The following is a 14,547-nucleotide window of genomic DNA, read 5'->3' as shown; positions in this document are numbered from 1 at the left end:
AGCATATTTAACTTCGGCTAAATATTGTAGCGAATACGGCATCGCTGCTCGACAATCCGTGCGCACGCCCGCGGCTGGATAATCTTGCCGGTTTTCAGTGCCGAGGCTGCATCGGCGGGTTGTACGGCGAGCTGTTCAACCCATTTTTCACTGCCGCATGGATACGAAAAAGAGAAGGATCACGACATGATCGACCGCAGGCCGAATGCGATGCCGAATGCAGCGCGCAATGCAGCGCTGCCGCGCGAGCCCGTGCGCCAGCCGCGCTTGCGGTGCATGCCGGCGCATCGCGCGGCCGACGCCGGCGCACGCGCACGCGCGGGTGCCGCCGCCGCCATCGCGAAGACAGCGCCCGGGATCGACGCGGCCGAACGCGCCTGCGTGATCGAATGGTTTCGTACCGTCGGCTGAGCGGCGGATCGAATGCATACGCTCTATCTGATTGCGATCGTCGCGGAGGCGATGTCGGGTGCGCTGATGGCGATGCAGCGCGGCATGGACCGCTTCGGTCTGGCCTTCGTCGGTGCGGTGACCGCGTTGGGCGGCGGTACGGTGCGCGACGTGCTGCTCGGCCGCTATCCGCTGACCTGGATCGCGCATCCGGAATACTTGCTGCTGACGCTGGCGGCGGCGACATTCGCGTCGATGACTGCGACGCACGTGGCGCGCTTGAAGTCGTGGTTCACCGCCGTCGACGCGCTTGGGCTCGCCGCGTTTTCGATCATCGGCTGCGATGTCGCGGCGAGCGTCATCCCCAGTCCGGTCGTGATCGTGCTGGCAGGCGCGATCACGGGCGTTTGCGGCGGGATGCTGCGCGATTTGCTGTGTAACGAAGTGCCGCTCGTGCTGCGCAAGGAGCTATATGCGAGCATCGCGCTGCTGACGGGCGCGCTGTATATCGGATTGCAGGCGCTTGACGCGCCGCACGGCATCGCAACCATTGCGGCGCTGCTGAGCGGATTCGCGTTGCGCATGCTGGCCGTGTGGCGAGGCTGGCGGATGAAGGCGTTTGGTCCGCTCGACGCAGGCTGATGGGGAGGCCTGCTCGGCACGTGCCGATCGGGCCTGCATATGGCTGCCGTGACGGAGGTGTTGATCCGGCGACGGCACAAGTGCGCTCATCGTTTTCATCGCCGACGTTTGCGGTGGAATGCTGGAGGTGTGCGCACGGCTCGGCGCGTATCGCGTCGATGCAAGCACGGCGCGCGTCGGGCATGGTGCGTGAGCATGGTTATCAGCGCAATCTGCCGCACGCATACGCGAGCTTGATGACGGACGTTGCGCCGTCCCCGCAGCGATCGGCCCGGCATGGATGCATCGTGACGCCCGAACCGCTCGGCGCGCGTTGCGCCGACGGAGGAATCATGAGCGGCAAGCGCCGCCCGGACATACCGTCGACGCGTTCATGCAGGCACGACGATCGGCGTCGCACCGTCTCCCGCATCGACGAGCTTCACACGAAACCCGTAACAACGCTCGAACAGATCGGCGCGCATCACCTCGGCGGGCGCGTCATCGGCGATGATCGCGCCGTTTGCGAGCAGCGCGAGCCGGTCTGCATGGCGAGCGGCGAGATTCGGATCATGCATGATCGTCAGGACGCCGATGTTCCATTCGCGGGCCAGATATCGCGACAGAGCGAGCACTTGGTGCTGATGTGCGAGATCGAGTGCGGCGGTGGGCTCATCCAGCAGCAGATAGCGCGCCGCGCTCGCGGATGCGCCGCTCGGCCAGAGTTGCGCGATGGCGCGCGCGAACTGCACCCGCGCCAACTCTCCGCCCGAAAGCGTCGTGACGTCGCGGGGGCCGAGCGCCGCCGCGCCGGCGAGTGCGAGCGCTTGCGACGCGATATCGTTGTCTTCCCGCGTGAGCGCGCCGGTGCGCCGCGCGTGAGGGTAGCGGCCGAGCCGCACGATTTCCAACACGCTGAACGGGAACGCAGGCAACGACGCTTGCGGCAGCACCGCGCGCAACCGCGCGAGACGCGGCGCGGGGATCTTGCCGAGCGGTTCGCCGTTGAGCGTCACCGCGCCGCGGAGCGTCGCGTTGCACGCCACGCCTGAGGCTTTCAAATCGCCCGCCAGTACTTCGAGCAGCGTGCTTTTGCCTGCGCCGTTGCGTCCGAGCAGGGCGGTGACGCGGCCGGGGACGATGCGAATCGACAGATCGCGGAGGATGGTGTTGTCACCACGGATAACGTGAAGATGATCGGCGGTCAGCATGATTCTATTCGCAGTGTCAAGCGCCAAGCGCGGCGCGCTGTTTCCACAGCAGCGCGAGGAAAAACGGTGCGCCGAGCAGCGCGGTGAGGATGCCCAGTGGAATCTCGGCCGGCGCGGCGAGCGTTCGTGCTGCCAGATCGGCGCAGAGCGCGACGAGCGCGCCGAGCAGCGCCGCGCCCGGCATCGCGATCCGCTGGTCGGGGCCGACCGCGAGCCGCACCCAATGCGGCGCGATCATCCCGATGAAACCGATCATGCCGGTACACGAGACGAGCGAGCCTATGCATAACGCGGTGCCGACGATTACGCGGCGCTTCACGCGCAACACCGGCACGCCGAGATGCTGCGCCTGCGTTTCGCCGAGCTGCAGTGCGTTCAGCGCGTGCCGCTCACGTGCGAGCAGCGCGCAGCCGACGAGCGCGAACGGTGTGATCGCGACGATCGTGCGCCATTGCGCGCCTCCCACGCTGCCGAGGCTCCAAAACGTCAACGAGCGCAACTGCGTGTCATTGGCGAAATAAGTCAGCAGTCCGATCGTCGAGCCGCAGAGCGCATTGATCGCGATGCCGGCAAGCAGCAGTAGCGGCAGCGCGAGCTGGCCGCGCGTTGCCGCGAACCGGTGGATGAGTGCCGCGACGCCGAGCGCGCCCGCGAACGCAGCAATCGGCAGATAGCCGGGCGCGACCGGCCCCGCGACGATGCCCGGCCCGAGCACGATCAACGCCGATGCCCCGAGCGCCGCGCCGCTCGATACGCCGATCAAGGCCGGATCGGCAAGCGGATTGCGAAACAGCGCTTGCGTGGCTGCCCCGGCCATGCCGAAACCGGCGCCGACCAGCGACGCGAGCGCGACACGCGGTGCGCGGATTTCCAGCAGCACCGCTCGCGCTTGTCGCAACATGGGGTCGCTCGACAGCAGCGTATCGGAGGCCGTAAGCGCGTCGAACAATTGTGCGGGCGTGAGCGGATAAGCGCCGATGCAGAGCGCGGCGATCGCGGCAAGCGCGAGTGCCAGCGCGAGCGCGGTGAGCGTGCGGAGGGCGCGTCGCCGGCGATGCGCGTTGGGGGCGGCGTTGGCGGGTGCGGATTCGATGAGCGGCACGGGACGTGCCGAATCGGCCGACGGGGAGCGGATGGCGGGTCTCATCTCAACGGGGTGCGGCGATGGCGCTGCGGTGGAAGATGATCAGCCAGCGCGATGTGCCGCGCGGCAGGGGGCGGTTGTTTTGTCATGCGTGATGCAAAACGGGCAGGCCGCGCGGGTTCGCTCGATGCGGCGAAGATGCGCGAATTGAATACGTAATGGGCTGAACGGGGCGGGCGCAGTGGCGCGCGGCGGCCGTGCCTGTGTGCGGCACGCAAGACGCGCCGAGCGGCGTGCATTAGACACGCCGGATTCACCAAACGCATCTTTCGCGATTGCGTCGAATCTATCGAATGCATTAAGCGTGCCGAACCCGGCGACCGGCGCGTCGTCGACAAAAATACAATGGAATCCGAAAGATCCATCGAATCCGGCATAGCCACGGCGATGTGAGCGCGCGCGTTCATACGAGGGCGGTGTTCAGCCGGCGCTGCAACTCGGCAACCGCTTGCGGCAGGCGCGGCCCGAAGCCGAGCAGAAACAATGCGTCGAGCGCAACGATGCGCCGTGCGCGCGCGGCCGGCGTCGCCGCGAAGCCGGGCGCGGCCCATAGCGCGTCGCTGCCGCCGAGCGCCTGCAACCCTTCGTCCGTGATCAGCACCACGTCCGGTGCAGCGCTGACCAGCGCCTCGGCGTTCAGCGGTTTGTAGTGATCGAAGCCGGCCATCGCGTTGCGTGCGCCTGCGTAGCGGATCATTGCATCGGCGGCGGTTTGCCGGCCGGCGACGAGCGCTTGATTGCCGGTGTGGTTGAGCACGAACAGCACGCGCGCGGGGGTGCGTTGCGTTGTGCGGGGCGGCGCGGCCTCGACGCGTGCGACGCTCGCCCGCCAATCGCGCTCGAAGCGTGCGAGCAGCGCATCGCCCGCTTGCGTGAGCGAAAGTGCCTGCGCGATGCCGCGAATCTTGCGGCGCACCGATTCGACATCGTGGGTGTCGTCGAACGTCTTGACCGTCACGCCGGCACGCCCGAGTTGCGCGAGCGCGTCGGGCGGTCCGGCCTGCGACGAGGCGAGTACGAGATCGGGCCGCAGCGACAGCAATCCTTCCGCCGATAACGCGCGCTGGTAGCCGACTTTCGGCAAGCGGCGTGCGGCATCCGGATACGTGCATGTCGTATCGGCGCCGACGAGTTCGTGATGCGCGTTGCGCGCGCCGTCCAATGCATAGATCGTCTCGGCGATCGAGCCGCCGATCGCGATGACGCGCTGAGGACGCAGGCTCGTTTGGGGCGGCGTGTGCGCAAGCGTGCGCGGATTGACGGCGGCCAGCGCCAGCACGCCTGCGCCAGTGAGGCACTTGCGGCGGCGCATATCGATGCGCGCGCCGCTCATCGCTTCGCTCCGGCTTCGCCGACATGCGCATCGACGCGTGCATCGGCGTTCGCGTCGAACGCCGTTTGCAGCGCGCCGACGAGTTCCCGCCAGCCCGTCAATTCCGGTTGCCCCGGTTTGCGTGCGCCGAACAGCATCGCGATCGATTCGCCGGCGGTGTCGAACAGTTCGAGCGACGTGACGGGGCCGTCGCTCGTCGGCTTGGTCACGACCCATGCCGACGCGATAAGATCGCCGCGCAAATGCAAGTTGAAACCCTCGTCGAGCACGTTGATCCACGGCCCGGTGCGACGGATGTTCCCGACGGGCCCGGTATGGATCTGGATCATCCCGCGATTGCCGACGAAAATCATGATCGGCAGCCGGCTCAGCGCCGCGCGCTCGAGCACGCGGCGCGTGGCATCGGGCGCGACGCGCCGCGCGCGTTGTGCGCCGGCAAGCCGCAACGCTTGCGTGCGCGTGACGCCGAAACGGCCGAGCATGCCATGGAATGCATGCGTATCGGTCATCGCATCCCACGCGGCGCGCAGGCCGGCAACGTCGATTGCTTCGTCGGGCCTCTCGGCGAGCGCGGCCGGTTCAGGTTCGACGGCGAGCAGCGTGTTTTGCGCCGGTGTGCGCCAGCGCGACACGAACGCATCGAATGCGGCGTGATCACTGTGCTTGCGCAGATAAACCTTATGTACCGCATGGCCGTGCGTATCGAAGAATTGCAGGCTTTTCATCGTCCCGTGCGCGGCCGGCTCGTGAACGGCAAAGCCCGATGCCCAGTGTCGATAGAAAATCCGCAGATCGATCGCGCCGAGTGCGAAGCCCACCGGGCCGTCGTGGCTCATCTGCTCGAATGCGCCGTCTTTCTCGTGGATGGCGGCCGCATTGCGCGTCAGCGCCATGATGCCGCGCAGCCGCGGCATTTCCTCGAACAGCTCGATGAAACTCGGCTCGAGCCGCACGACGCGTTCGCCCGCGAACGCCGCGAGCGCTTCGCCCTCGCTGACGCCGAGCAATTGCGCGGCGTCGCGGTTGCGCAGCTTGCGGGTTTCCTTCAGGCGCAGGAACGCGTCGCGCAGTTCGTCGGGCGCGAGCGTGCGGCCGGCCGCGGGCGCGGCAGCGGATGCGGCAATGTTCATCATGTCGGTATTCCTCGAAGGCCGGATGGCGGAAGGGTGGGCGAAGCGCATCAAAAATCCACTTTCATGCTGACCGCTACGCTGCGGCCCGGCGCGGTATAGGCGTCGAGCACTTTCGAATCGGCGGCGATGCCGCGCACGTCCGACCAGTTCCAGTATTTGCGGTCGAACAGGTTATGGATGCCCAGATAGGCGCTGACATGCTTGTTGAAGCGATAGCCGCCGCGCAGATCGACAACGAACGACGACGGCGGCGTGAAGCAGGTTTTTTGCGCGCAGGTATCCGGCGGCACGTCGCGATGGCGTTTGCCTGCCTGCAGTAGCAGATCGGCCTGCGCGAACCAACGCTCGCTGGGCTCGTAGCGCACGCCGAACACCGCGGAGAACGGATTGATCGTGTCGAGCGGCTGGCCTGCCGCGCCATTGTCCTGCGTCGAGCCTTTCGTGAAGGCCATCGCCGTTTTCAGCGTGAAGCCGTTCGGCATCACCCATTGCGCGCGTCCTTCGAAGCCGTGAATCCGCGCATTCGCGAAATTCACATACTGGAACACGAGCGGATCGCTTGGGCGGCCGGTGCCGCCGATCGTGCGCTGCGCGATGAAGTTGCGATAACGGCCCGCGAATGCCGCGACGCTATAGTGCAGCGGTCCATGACCCGTGCCGAGTGTGCCGCGCAGACCCGCCTCGATCGTGTCGCTGGTTTCCGGCTTCAGATTAGGATTGCCGATCGACGTGTAGCCGTAGATCGGATTCGAGAAGCTGTTGTTGACCTGATCGGGCGTCGGGGTGCGGAAGCCGTGCGCGTATTGCGCGTATGGAGTCAACGCGGGCGATACCTGATACAGCACCGCCAAGCGTGGCGACAGCGCGTGATCGCTCGTGTTGACCGCCTGCCCGGGATAGAGCGAATCGCGCGCGGCCGGGCTCAGGCGATAGGCATCCAAGCGCAGCCCCGGCGTGACGAGCAGCCGGGCGTGGCTGATTTGGTCCTGAACGAACGCGCCGACGAGCGTGTAGCCGGTGTCGGGAAACGCTTTGTTCGGGAACGACTCGCCGGGGCTCGCGACGGTGCCGTCGCGCAGGCTCTTGATCCGATCGACGCTGCCGTCCACGCCGTACAGCAGCTTATGCGCGAGCGGCCCGGTCGTGAATGCGCTCTCGGCGAATGCCGAGCCGCCGAGCGCGCGCTCGCTATAGCGGTTCGCGCGCGAGCGCGAGCGGAAGTTCGCGCCGCGCGTTTCGAACGAGTACTGATCCTGCGTGGCTTCCTGATAATAGAGCTGCACGTGCGCGGTCTGGAACCAGCGGGCGGCATCGTCGTGGAAGTCGTAATCGATGCTGAAGCGGTTGCGTTCGAGCTTGTCGTTCGCGGTGAGGCCGAGCGTTGCAGGCGGATTGATCGCCGATAGCACGTTCGTGTCGATGCGGCGCCGCACTGTTTCGGCGGTGAGCTTGAACGTATCGCGAGAGGTGGGCGTCAACGTCAGCTTGCCGAGCAGTGATTCTGTGTAGACATCCTGAGGATTCGCACTCGTGCGCGCGGCGCTTGCCGAATTGTCGTGGCCGTGCGTGTCGAGTTCGTGTCCGCGACGGCCGGATGCGATCAACATCGCCTGTATGCGGTCGTTGCCCGCGGCGGCCGAAACCGTCGCGCCGAAACTGCGATCGACCGAGTCATAGCCGGGGCGCAGCGAGAAGTAAGTTTTCTTTCGGTAGACCGATAGCAGGTCGGACGGGTCTTTCGTGATGAAGTTGACGGCTCCTGTCAGGCCGTCGCTGCCGTACAGCGCCGACGCGGGGCCGCGTAGAATCTCGATGCGCTTGAGCGTGTCGAGATCCGCGTAGTCGCCGCGGCCCGCTTCGAGCGGGCCGAACGAAAACGCGCTCGGCAGGCGAATGCCGTCCTCCATCAGCAGTACGCGATTGCCTTCGAGGCCGCGGATGTTGATGCTCGAATCACCGCCGCGGCCGCCCGCCGATGCCGCGCCCGCCGGGCGATACGGCGGGCGGCGCACGGTGACGCCGGGTTCGTAGCGCAGCGCGTCCTTGATGGACGCCGCTTGTTGCTCTTCGAGATCGGTGTCGGTCAGCGTCGATACGCTCGCCGCGATGCGGCTCGCGGCGGATGCGGTGCGCGTGGCGGTGACGGTAATCGGATCGAGCGTGCGCCCATCGCCGTGCGCGGCGAGTGCGCCGGGTTCGGATGCGCCGGAAATGGGTTTGGCGCGCGCCGGATGCGTTGTCGCGGCCGCGCGGGGTGCGGCGGCATCGCGTGCGGCAGGTTGCGGCGTGGCGTTCGCGGCAAGCGGCGCGGAAGCGGTGCGCGGCACGAAGGTGGATGCGGCGTCGGCGGCGGACGCGGCTACCGCGCAGAGGCCGAAAGCGCCGGTCAGTGCGGCGCGAAGCGGCCGGCACGCCAACAAAGGTTGATGCACGGTTTGGTCTCCCAGTGTCGAATGAGCCCGAAGGCTGGCTGGGTGACGCATGCACCTGGCTGGCCGCCTGCGCGATCAGGCCGCAGGCGGGGTGAAAGGAAAAATCCGTCAGTTAGAATGCAAAGTGTAATTGAGAATTATTATCATTTCAACCAAAAAGGCGAAATCATGGAGCCCGCAAGGCTGTCTGCTGGACAGGCGGCAGATCGCTCTGGGCCTTCGGTCGGCGCGCATCCCCAATGCTGACCGGGCCACGGACGCGCATCGCGGTGGCTGGCCGGACGGCCGCGCCCCTCACGATGCATAGGACAACGGACGATAGTCATGTTGCCTTTTTCGTCGCCCGCGCCAACACGCACCGACGGATGGAAAACGAAGGAGATTTCTAGGCTATGCCGGCGGATGCGACGCGATTGCAAGCACTAACGAAATGCCAGCGCATATCTCGGCGATTGAGCGCTAATTCAGCAATGCATGATTATTAGGAAATTGTCGGTCCGCATCGCACATTATTTTTTTCGAAATGACGTGCAATCAGTATTCGTCCAATGAATTTGGGGGTGGCCGTGCCCGGTTGAAGCGTTTTCGGCGCGTTGATTTGACTTTTGAATACCCCATACTGTGCGGCGCTGTTTTGACGCAACGCATTCCAGATACATGAGGCCGAGCCAGCGTAAACCAGCGCTTTCATCGTGCCGGTGCGCTGCCGGCACGACGTCACTGCCACGATATCGAGCCCGGTATGCGGCCCGTCGAATCGGTTGACGGATGTTGAATCGTCTGCAATACCGTGTTGCACGTGTTGCCGACCAAAATGACGAGAGTTGCCGCTATATTGTGTTTCAATTTGGCGGCGCAACAATTTCAATAATTCGATATACGAGGAAATCATGGTTCCCAAAGCCGGAACGATCGACGATCCACTATCGACCGCTTACCGGAAGATCAATCTGCGCGTGCTCGCGTTTCTGGCGACGTGCTATTGCATTGCGTATATCGATCGCGTCAACATCGGTTTCGCGAAGCTGCAGATGCAGCACGACATCGGCTTCAGCGAAGCGGCGTATGGCCTTGGCGCGGGCATCTTCTTTCTCGGCTACATGTTGTTCGAAGTGCCGAGCAATATGTTGCTCGTCAGGGTCGGCGCGCGCCGGACATTGAGCCGGATCATGGTGCTGTGGGCAGCGGCGTCGATCGCGACCGGCTTCGTCGCCGACATCACGACGTTCTACCTGCTGCGCTTCCTGCTCGGCGTATTCGAAGCGGGCTTCGCGCCGGGCATGATCTACTTTCTGACCCGCTGGTATCCGCCGCAAAGAATGGGGCGTGCGATGGCGCTGCTGCTGTGCGCCGGGCCGATCGGCTCGATCGTCGGCGGGCCCATGTCCGGCTGGATCATCGCGAATCTTTCCGGTGTGGCCGGGCTTGCGGGCTGGCAATGGATGTTTATTCTCGAAGGCATGCCCGCACTGTTGCTCGGCGTCGTCACGTTCGTGGTTCTTTGCGAATCGCCGGCGCAGGCGCGGTGGTTGACGCACGCGGAGCAGACCGCCGTGTCGGAAGACATCGAACGGCATCGGCCGCGGCGCGATAGCGCCGGGTGGCGTCACGTGCTGCCGCGCGTGCTTGGCGATCGCCAGATCTATCGGTTGGCCGCGGTCTACTTTGGCTTGATCAGCGGTTTGTATGCGGTGAGTTTCTGGCTGCCGACCCTTCTCAAAGCAGCGGGCCTGCGCGGCTACGTCGAGATTGGCCTTTATTGTGCGATTCCGTATCTCGTCACCGTCGCGGTGATGTTTGTCGTCGGTCGGCACTCGGACCGCCTCGGCGAGCGACGCACGCACGCGGCGCTGATGGCGGCCGTTGGCGCGCTCGCACTGGCCGTGGCCGCGCACTGCTTCGACCGCTTCGCGATCGCGTTGACGGCGATCACGATCGCGACCGCGGCGATGTATGCGTCGTATACGGTTTTCTGGGCCATCCCGACCGATTATCTCGATGCGTCGCACGCGGCCGTCGGTATCGCATTCATCAACACGCTGGGCTTGTTCGGCGGCTTCGTCAGCCCGACGCTGATCGGCTGGATCAAGTCGGCGAGCGGCAGCGGCGAAGCGGGTTTTCTCGCGATTGCCGCGTTGTTGCTACTCAGTGCGATTCTGTTGATCGCGCGTCCTTTGCCTCGTATCGATGCGGTGAGTCCATGAAAATCTTCGTTGCCGGGTTTGGCCATGAAACCAACACATTCGTCTCATCGCGCGCGCGATATGACGATTTCGACGGTGGCGCGTATGGGCCGATTTTCGTCGGCGACGCGATTTTTTCGCTGCGCACGCAAAACCTGCCGATCGCGGGGTTCATCGACGTGATCGGCAGGACATCGAATCAAGTGGTGCCGGGCATCTGGGCGCACGCGACGCCGTCCGGATTCGTGACCGACGACGCATATGAACGCATCGCGAACGAGCTCGTCGAGCGTGCGCGGCACGCTCGAGCCGATGCGATCTATCTCGACTTGCACGGCGCGATGGTCACCGAACGGTTCGACGACGGCGAAGGCGAATTGCTCAAACGTTTGCGCGCGGTCGTGGGCCCCCGCGTGATCATCGTCGCATCGCTCGATCTGCATGCGAACGTAACCGAGCAGATGTTCCATCATGCTGACGCGCTCGTGCCGTTCCGGACCTATCCGCATGTCGACATGGCCGAAACCGGCGCGCGCGCGGCGCGCGTGCTGCTGCGGATCGGCTCCGGCGGGCGGCGCGAGCATCGCGTGTTCCGCCGGATGCCGTTCCTGATTCCGATCGAGGCGATGGCGACGTCGCAGGCGCCCGCGTCGCATCTGTATGCGCTCGTTGCGCGCTTGGAGCGCGAATACGAAGTCGATCTGTCGGTTACGCTCGGCTTTCCGTCCGCCGATATTTGCGAGTGCGGCCCGGCGATCTGGGGCGACGGGGTGAACCGCGCGGAGCTGGATGACGCGATTGCGCGGCTCGAGCAGGTGTTTTGCGCCGATGAGGAGAATTGGCAAGCGGCTTATCTGTCGGCTGACGAAGCGGTGCTGCGCGCCAAGGAGATTGCACGCTCGGCGGCCGGCCCGGTCGTCATCGCCGATACGCACGACAACCCCGGCGCGGGCGCGGGCTCGGATACCACGGAAATACTCGAGGCGCTGCTGCGCCATCGCGTGCCGCGCGCCGCATTTGGCCTGCTTTACGATCCCGCGGCTGCGGCCGCGGCGCATGCGGCGGGCGTGGGCGCGAGCGTCGATCTGACGCTCGCCGCGCACACGGCCCGGCCGCTGCCCGTGCGGTGTTTCGTCGAAGCGCTGGCGGACGGCCGCTGCAAGCTCGAAGGTCCGATGATGCGCGGCACGGAGTTGCGCCTTGGGCTATGCGCGTGCCTTCGCGTCGAAGACGTGCGCGTGGTCGTGACTAGCATGAAGACGCAGTTGCTGGATCGCAACTTGTATCGGATGGTCGGAATCGAGCCTGAGCGGATGGCGGTTCTCGTCAACAAGAGTTCAGTGCATTTTCGTGCGGCATTCGAGCCAATTGCGGAGGAAATTCTGATCGCGCGCACGCAGGCCGGGATCGTGACCGATCCGGCTCGCCTGTCGTGGAAGAAGCTGGACCCGGCGATGCGGTTATCGCCCGGGGGCAACGCGGGACGCGCGCCTGGAGTTTGAATGGGCGGCAGGCGGTGCATGGCGGCGTTCGTTTGGCCTCTTTAACGCAACTAACGGTCTACCCCTGCCGCTCACTGCCAGGCGCGGCGAAGCCGCGCGGTCATTTACTGCGAGCGTTCATTCGGACAGCGGCAGAAAGGCGCATTATTCACACCATTCGTGCTATCTGCGCTATGACAACGATTCGAGCCGGATGAGCAGCCTGCGAACGTGGGCGAGATACGCATGATGCGCGTCATGTTCGGCGGGCACGTCGAGATGCGACGTTTCGGCAAGCTCGATTTGACGAATAAACTCGTCGCCGAGCTCGCGTTTGGTTTCCGGCGCAAGGGTGCGAATCAGCGACACGAGCAGCAATTCCTGTGCGTGAAGCATGCCGGACAGGGTGTGGGTGTTCATGCTGGCCTCCGTTGAGGAAACGAGTGGCGTGGTGGGACGGTATGCCTGTTGTTGATCGTAATGCATTGCGGCGGACGCCTGGAGCAGCACATGGGCCGGCGCGTCAGGGCAGCGCTGCTGCTCGGACAACAGTTGGCACAACCTATCGGTCTTCAGGCCCCTGCTACGTCCCAGATCGATTTCATCACGATGCCACGCCCTTCGAGCGCCCATTCGCGCGCAACTGCGCCGCCGTCGGTCGCGTGTGCGCGATGTGCTGGCACGCGAACATTCACCGTTTTACCGTCCCGCCAGAAGTGCCGTCCGCTTGATGGCTTAGCCGACATCAACAGGAAGATGAAGTCTAGGTCGGCAAGCGCGTCTGTCTGCGTCGGCTTATCGTGTGCGGCGATGTATGACGGCGAGGCGCACGTCACGCGGTAATTGTCCGCCATCTGCTTTGTAACCGTTGAACTGTCCGGCGGCACGCCAAAGTGGATTGCAAGATCGATGCGGTCATTCGGAAGATGGGAGAGATTGTCGACGACTAGGGACGGACGCGTGCGCCGGCCGATCGCACGACACGGAGGCCGCGGCAAATCTGAGCAAGTGGCTGAGGTCATGATGCCACCAAGAATTCGATGCGAACCGATTATAGAAGCGGCTATCCGCGTATCGTTTGGGTACGGTATGGCATTTGGGACGCGATCCACGGACAATATTTCACATTTTGAGCCGTTACCCGTTACGTTTGGTATCGCGAAATCGATTGACCCCGGCTGGTGATTCGCGTACCGTGTATAGCTGAAGTATTCAGGAAGTTCGATTGGTGCTCATCTCTTGTCCGCCATTTGCGCGGAGTCCGTTGTCCTCTTGTTCCCTCTTGATGCTTCCCCGTCGCTTGCGCAACGGGAACAGTCAACTTATTTTTTTGAGGGATTCAACATGGATACCGGTATCGTAAAGTGGTTCAACGAAAGCAAAGGCTTTGGCTTCATCACCCCGGACGCAGGTGGCGCAGATCTGTTTGCGCATTTTTCGGAAATCTCGGGTGACGGGTTCAAAACCTTGGCTGAAAATCAAAAAGTCAGCTTCGAGACGAAGCGCGGCCCTAAGGGGCTTCAGGCATCGAATATCAAGCCGTTGTAATTTTTTGGGCGTCCACTGTGTTGGATAGTGGACGCTTCCCACTGCATTGGCATAGTCTCGGCCCTTCGGGCCTTGTCCATTGATCCAGACAGATCAAATTCTCTGTGGGAGACACCGTTCTACACTGGACCTTATTTCACCAATAACAACAATGAAAATTTCTACTCCTATCCAATATCGCGGATACACGGTATCCCCGTCAGCTCACTGCCTGCCGGATGGTTGTTTCTCGTCAAATGTGACACTTGCCCGCTCCGATGTTCGGTCCGGGCTCATGTGCTACGAGTTTTATTCGCTTGGGTATTTCGTCAATGAGGACGACGCGCGCGGTTATTCCGATCAATGGGCGCGAGACTGGATCGATACGCGAGGTTGACGGTACGTCGCCGGTCTTGAAAGCACGGCCGCTCTTCAGTTTCCGGTTTGCCCGGTTTTTCAACCGAAGCGTGCATCGAGCGTAAGCGTGTCCCCAGCACCGTCTCGACGATGTGAAAGGAAGTTGCCAGAGTAGTCCCCACCAAAGTAGTGGGGACCAAAGTGGCAACAGATACGCCGAAGAGAACTTCACGCAAAGGCATCCCGAATCACCCGATCGAATTTCGACGGCATCTGGCCAAGCTGGCCTGCGAGCCGGACGTATCGGTGGCGCGTCTGGCGATGGGTAAGCGTGGAGCCGATACCGTGTTGACGGCGTGAGTTACCGGTTTCCCCAACGATTGGAAGCCATGCGTAGCAGCGTGGCATTGGCAGCACGCAGATCGAACAGTTCGGCATCGAAGCCGGGGCCGACCCAGTTTCGGTAATGGTCAGCTTCTTCGCTATTCGGATCGTTGCATAGCGCGTTCAGGAACGCTTCGTAGCCATGCGGGCCGCCCACATCCTCTGGCGGGCACGCGCGAGCACCATCAATGACCTGGGCCCCGCCCCACGGTTCGCTCTCAATGGTTTCCACTTTCTCAACGACGATGGCGTGATCCCAGCTGTCTCCGAAGTCGTACCGGTAGAGGAAGCGCGAGCCAGGTTTCAGGACCTTCTGCAGTCGAACCTTCCGGTCATCGGCGCTCGTGCCCG

At 63.8% G+C, this 14,547-nt stretch carries 15 protein-coding genes and 1 pseudogene; 7 read left to right on the top strand and 9 right to left on the bottom strand.

Going from position 1 to position 14,547, the window contains the following annotated elements; all coding sequences use genetic code 11:
- The first annotated feature begins 186 nt into the window (after positions 1-186).
- Both BSIN_RS22690 and BSIN_RS22685 read left to right on the top strand, forming a co-directional pair.
- On the top strand, positions 187-411 hold the full coding sequence (locus BSIN_RS22690) for a hypothetical protein (RefSeq protein ID WP_089342087.1): 225 nt from the start codon (positions 187-189) through the stop codon (positions 409-411).
- Positions 412-423: 12 nt separating this feature from the next.
- On the top strand, positions 424-1,032 hold the full coding sequence (locus BSIN_RS22685) for a trimeric intracellular cation channel family protein (RefSeq protein ID WP_089342086.1): 609 nt from the start codon (positions 424-426) through the stop codon (positions 1,030-1,032).
- 371 nt (positions 1,033-1,403) lie between these two features.
- Here BSIN_RS22685 and BSIN_RS22680 read toward each other — a convergent pair whose 3' ends face one another.
- From BSIN_RS22680 to BSIN_RS25640, 6 genes are all read right to left on the bottom strand, one after another.
- The gene (locus BSIN_RS22680) at positions 1,404-2,222 is read right to left on the bottom strand and encodes a heme ABC transporter ATP-binding protein (protein ID WP_089342085.1); all 819 of its coding nucleotides are present in this window, start codon (positions 2,220-2,222) and stop codon (positions 1,404-1,406) included.
- 16 nt (positions 2,223-2,238) lie between these two features.
- Positions 2,239-3,369 (bottom strand): FecCD family ABC transporter permease, encoded by a 1,131-nt coding sequence (locus BSIN_RS22675; protein WP_089342084.1) that lies wholly within the window; start codon positions 3,367-3,369, stop codon positions 2,239-2,241.
- 400 nt (positions 3,370-3,769) lie between these two features.
- The gene (locus BSIN_RS22670; protein WP_089342083.1) at positions 3,770-4,699 is read right to left on the bottom strand and encodes a heme/hemin ABC transporter substrate-binding protein; all 930 of its coding nucleotides are present in this window, start codon (positions 4,697-4,699) and stop codon (positions 3,770-3,772) included.
- A complete protein-coding gene (locus tag BSIN_RS22665; protein ID WP_089342082.1) occupies positions 4,696-5,832 on the bottom strand; it encodes a hemin-degrading factor in 1,137 nt (378 codons plus the stop codon). The genes BSIN_RS22670 and BSIN_RS22665 overlap by 4 nt, the downstream gene beginning before the upstream one ends.
- Before the next feature lie 47 nt (positions 5,833-5,879).
- Positions 5,880-8,249 carry a TonB-dependent hemoglobin/transferrin/lactoferrin family receptor gene (locus tag BSIN_RS22660; protein ID WP_089342110.1) on the bottom strand — a complete coding sequence of 790 codons (2,370 nt, stop codon included), beginning with the start codon at positions 8,247-8,249 and terminating at the stop codon, positions 5,880-5,882.
- Positions 8,250-8,745: 496 nt separating this feature from the next.
- Positions 8,746-9,156, bottom strand: coding sequence for a hypothetical protein (locus tag BSIN_RS25640; protein ID WP_143757524.1), 411 nt, complete (start codon positions 9,154-9,156; stop codon positions 8,746-8,748).
- On the opposite strand from BSIN_RS25640, the gene BSIN_RS22655 reads away from it, so the two are divergent.
- Both BSIN_RS22655 and BSIN_RS22650 read left to right on the top strand, forming a co-directional pair.
- Positions 9,155-10,468: an MFS transporter gene (locus BSIN_RS22655; protein WP_089342081.1), complete on the top strand. Its 1,314-nt coding sequence runs from the start codon at positions 9,155-9,157 to the stop codon at positions 10,466-10,468. The genes BSIN_RS25640 and BSIN_RS22655 overlap by 2 nt on opposite strands.
- Complete coding sequence (locus tag BSIN_RS22650; protein WP_089342080.1) at positions 10,465-11,949, top strand: M81 family metallopeptidase; 1,485 nt, start codon at positions 10,465-10,467, stop codon at positions 11,947-11,949. The genes BSIN_RS22655 and BSIN_RS22650 overlap by 4 nt, the downstream gene beginning before the upstream one ends.
- Before the next feature lie 171 nt (positions 11,950-12,120).
- On the opposite strand, the gene BSIN_RS22645 is transcribed toward BSIN_RS22650, so the two are convergent.
- Positions 12,121-12,348 carry a hypothetical protein gene (locus BSIN_RS22645; protein ID WP_089342079.1) on the bottom strand — a complete coding sequence of 76 codons (228 nt, stop codon included), beginning with the start codon at positions 12,346-12,348 and terminating at the stop codon, positions 12,121-12,123.
- A gap of 152 nt (positions 12,349-12,500) precedes the next feature.
- Positions 12,501-12,950 carry a LysR substrate-binding domain-containing protein gene (locus BSIN_RS22640; RefSeq protein WP_089342078.1) on the bottom strand — a complete coding sequence of 150 codons (450 nt, stop codon included), beginning with the start codon at positions 12,948-12,950 and terminating at the stop codon, positions 12,501-12,503.
- A 322-nt stretch (positions 12,951-13,272) separates the two neighbouring features.
- Between BSIN_RS22640 and BSIN_RS22635 the strand changes: the two genes are divergently transcribed.
- From BSIN_RS22635 to BSIN_RS26630, 3 genes and pseudogenes are all read left to right on the top strand, one after another.
- Positions 13,273-13,476: a cold-shock protein gene (locus tag BSIN_RS22635; RefSeq protein WP_059512873.1), complete on the top strand. Its 204-nt coding sequence runs from the start codon at positions 13,273-13,275 to the stop codon at positions 13,474-13,476.
- 151 nt (positions 13,477-13,627) lie between these two features.
- Positions 13,628-13,852 carry a hypothetical protein gene (locus BSIN_RS26635; RefSeq protein WP_059512744.1) on the top strand — a complete coding sequence of 75 codons (225 nt, stop codon included), beginning with the start codon at positions 13,628-13,630 and terminating at the stop codon, positions 13,850-13,852.
- Positions 13,853-14,001: 149 nt separating this feature from the next.
- Positions 14,002-14,136, top strand: a pseudogene (locus BSIN_RS26630) (IS66-like element accessory protein TnpA); the annotation flags it as partial.
- 37 nt (positions 14,137-14,173) lie between these two features.
- On the opposite strand, the gene BSIN_RS22620 reads toward BSIN_RS26630, so the two are convergent.
- Positions 14,174-14,547 (bottom strand): plasmid pRiA4b ORF-3 family protein (locus BSIN_RS22620; protein ID WP_143757522.1); only part of this gene is annotated, 374 nt, incomplete at its 5' end.

Origin of the sequence: Burkholderia singularis (assembly GCF_900176645.1) — a bacterium.
Taxonomy (GTDB): Bacteria; Pseudomonadota; Gammaproteobacteria; order Burkholderiales; family Burkholderiaceae; genus Burkholderia; species Burkholderia singularis.
This window is presented reverse-complemented; position numbering and strand designations above follow the sequence as displayed.

Coding starts and splice junctions, on each gene's coding strand:
- BSIN_RS22690 (WP_089342087.1), top strand. CDS start 187: ATGATCGACCGCAGGCCGAATGCGATGCCGAATGCAGCGCGCAATGCA.
- BSIN_RS22685 (WP_089342086.1), top strand. CDS start 424: ATGCATACGCTCTATCTGATTGCGATCGTCGCGGAGGCGATGTCGGGT.
- BSIN_RS22680 (WP_089342085.1), bottom strand. CDS start 2,222: ATGCTGACCGCCGATCATCTTCACGTTATCCGTGGTGACAACACCATC.
- BSIN_RS22675 (WP_089342084.1), bottom strand. CDS start 3,369: ATGAGACCCGCCATCCGCTCCCCGTCGGCCGATTCGGCACGTCCCGTG.
- BSIN_RS22670 (WP_089342083.1), bottom strand. CDS start 4,699: ATGAGCGGCGCGCGCATCGATATGCGCCGCCGCAAGTGCCTCACTGGC.
- BSIN_RS22665 (WP_089342082.1), bottom strand. CDS start 5,832: ATGATGAACATTGCCGCATCCGCTGCCGCGCCCGCGGCCGGCCGCACG.
- BSIN_RS22655 (WP_089342081.1), top strand. CDS start 9,155: ATGGTTCCCAAAGCCGGAACGATCGACGATCCACTATCGACCGCTTAC.
- BSIN_RS25640 (WP_143757524.1), bottom strand. CDS start 9,156: ATGATTTCCTCGTATATCGAATTATTGAAATTGTTGCGCCGCCAAATT.
- BSIN_RS22650 (WP_089342080.1), top strand. CDS start 10,465: ATGAAAATCTTCGTTGCCGGGTTTGGCCATGAAACCAACACATTCGTC.
- BSIN_RS22645 (WP_089342079.1), bottom strand. CDS start 12,348: ATGAACACCCACACCCTGTCCGGCATGCTTCACGCACAGGAATTGCTG.
- BSIN_RS22640 (WP_089342078.1), bottom strand. CDS start 12,950: ATGACCTCAGCCACTTGCTCAGATTTGCCGCGGCCTCCGTGTCGTGCG.
- BSIN_RS22635 (WP_059512873.1), top strand. CDS start 13,273: ATGGATACCGGTATCGTAAAGTGGTTCAACGAAAGCAAAGGCTTTGGC.
- BSIN_RS26635 (WP_059512744.1), top strand. CDS start 13,628: ATGAAAATTTCTACTCCTATCCAATATCGCGGATACACGGTATCCCCG.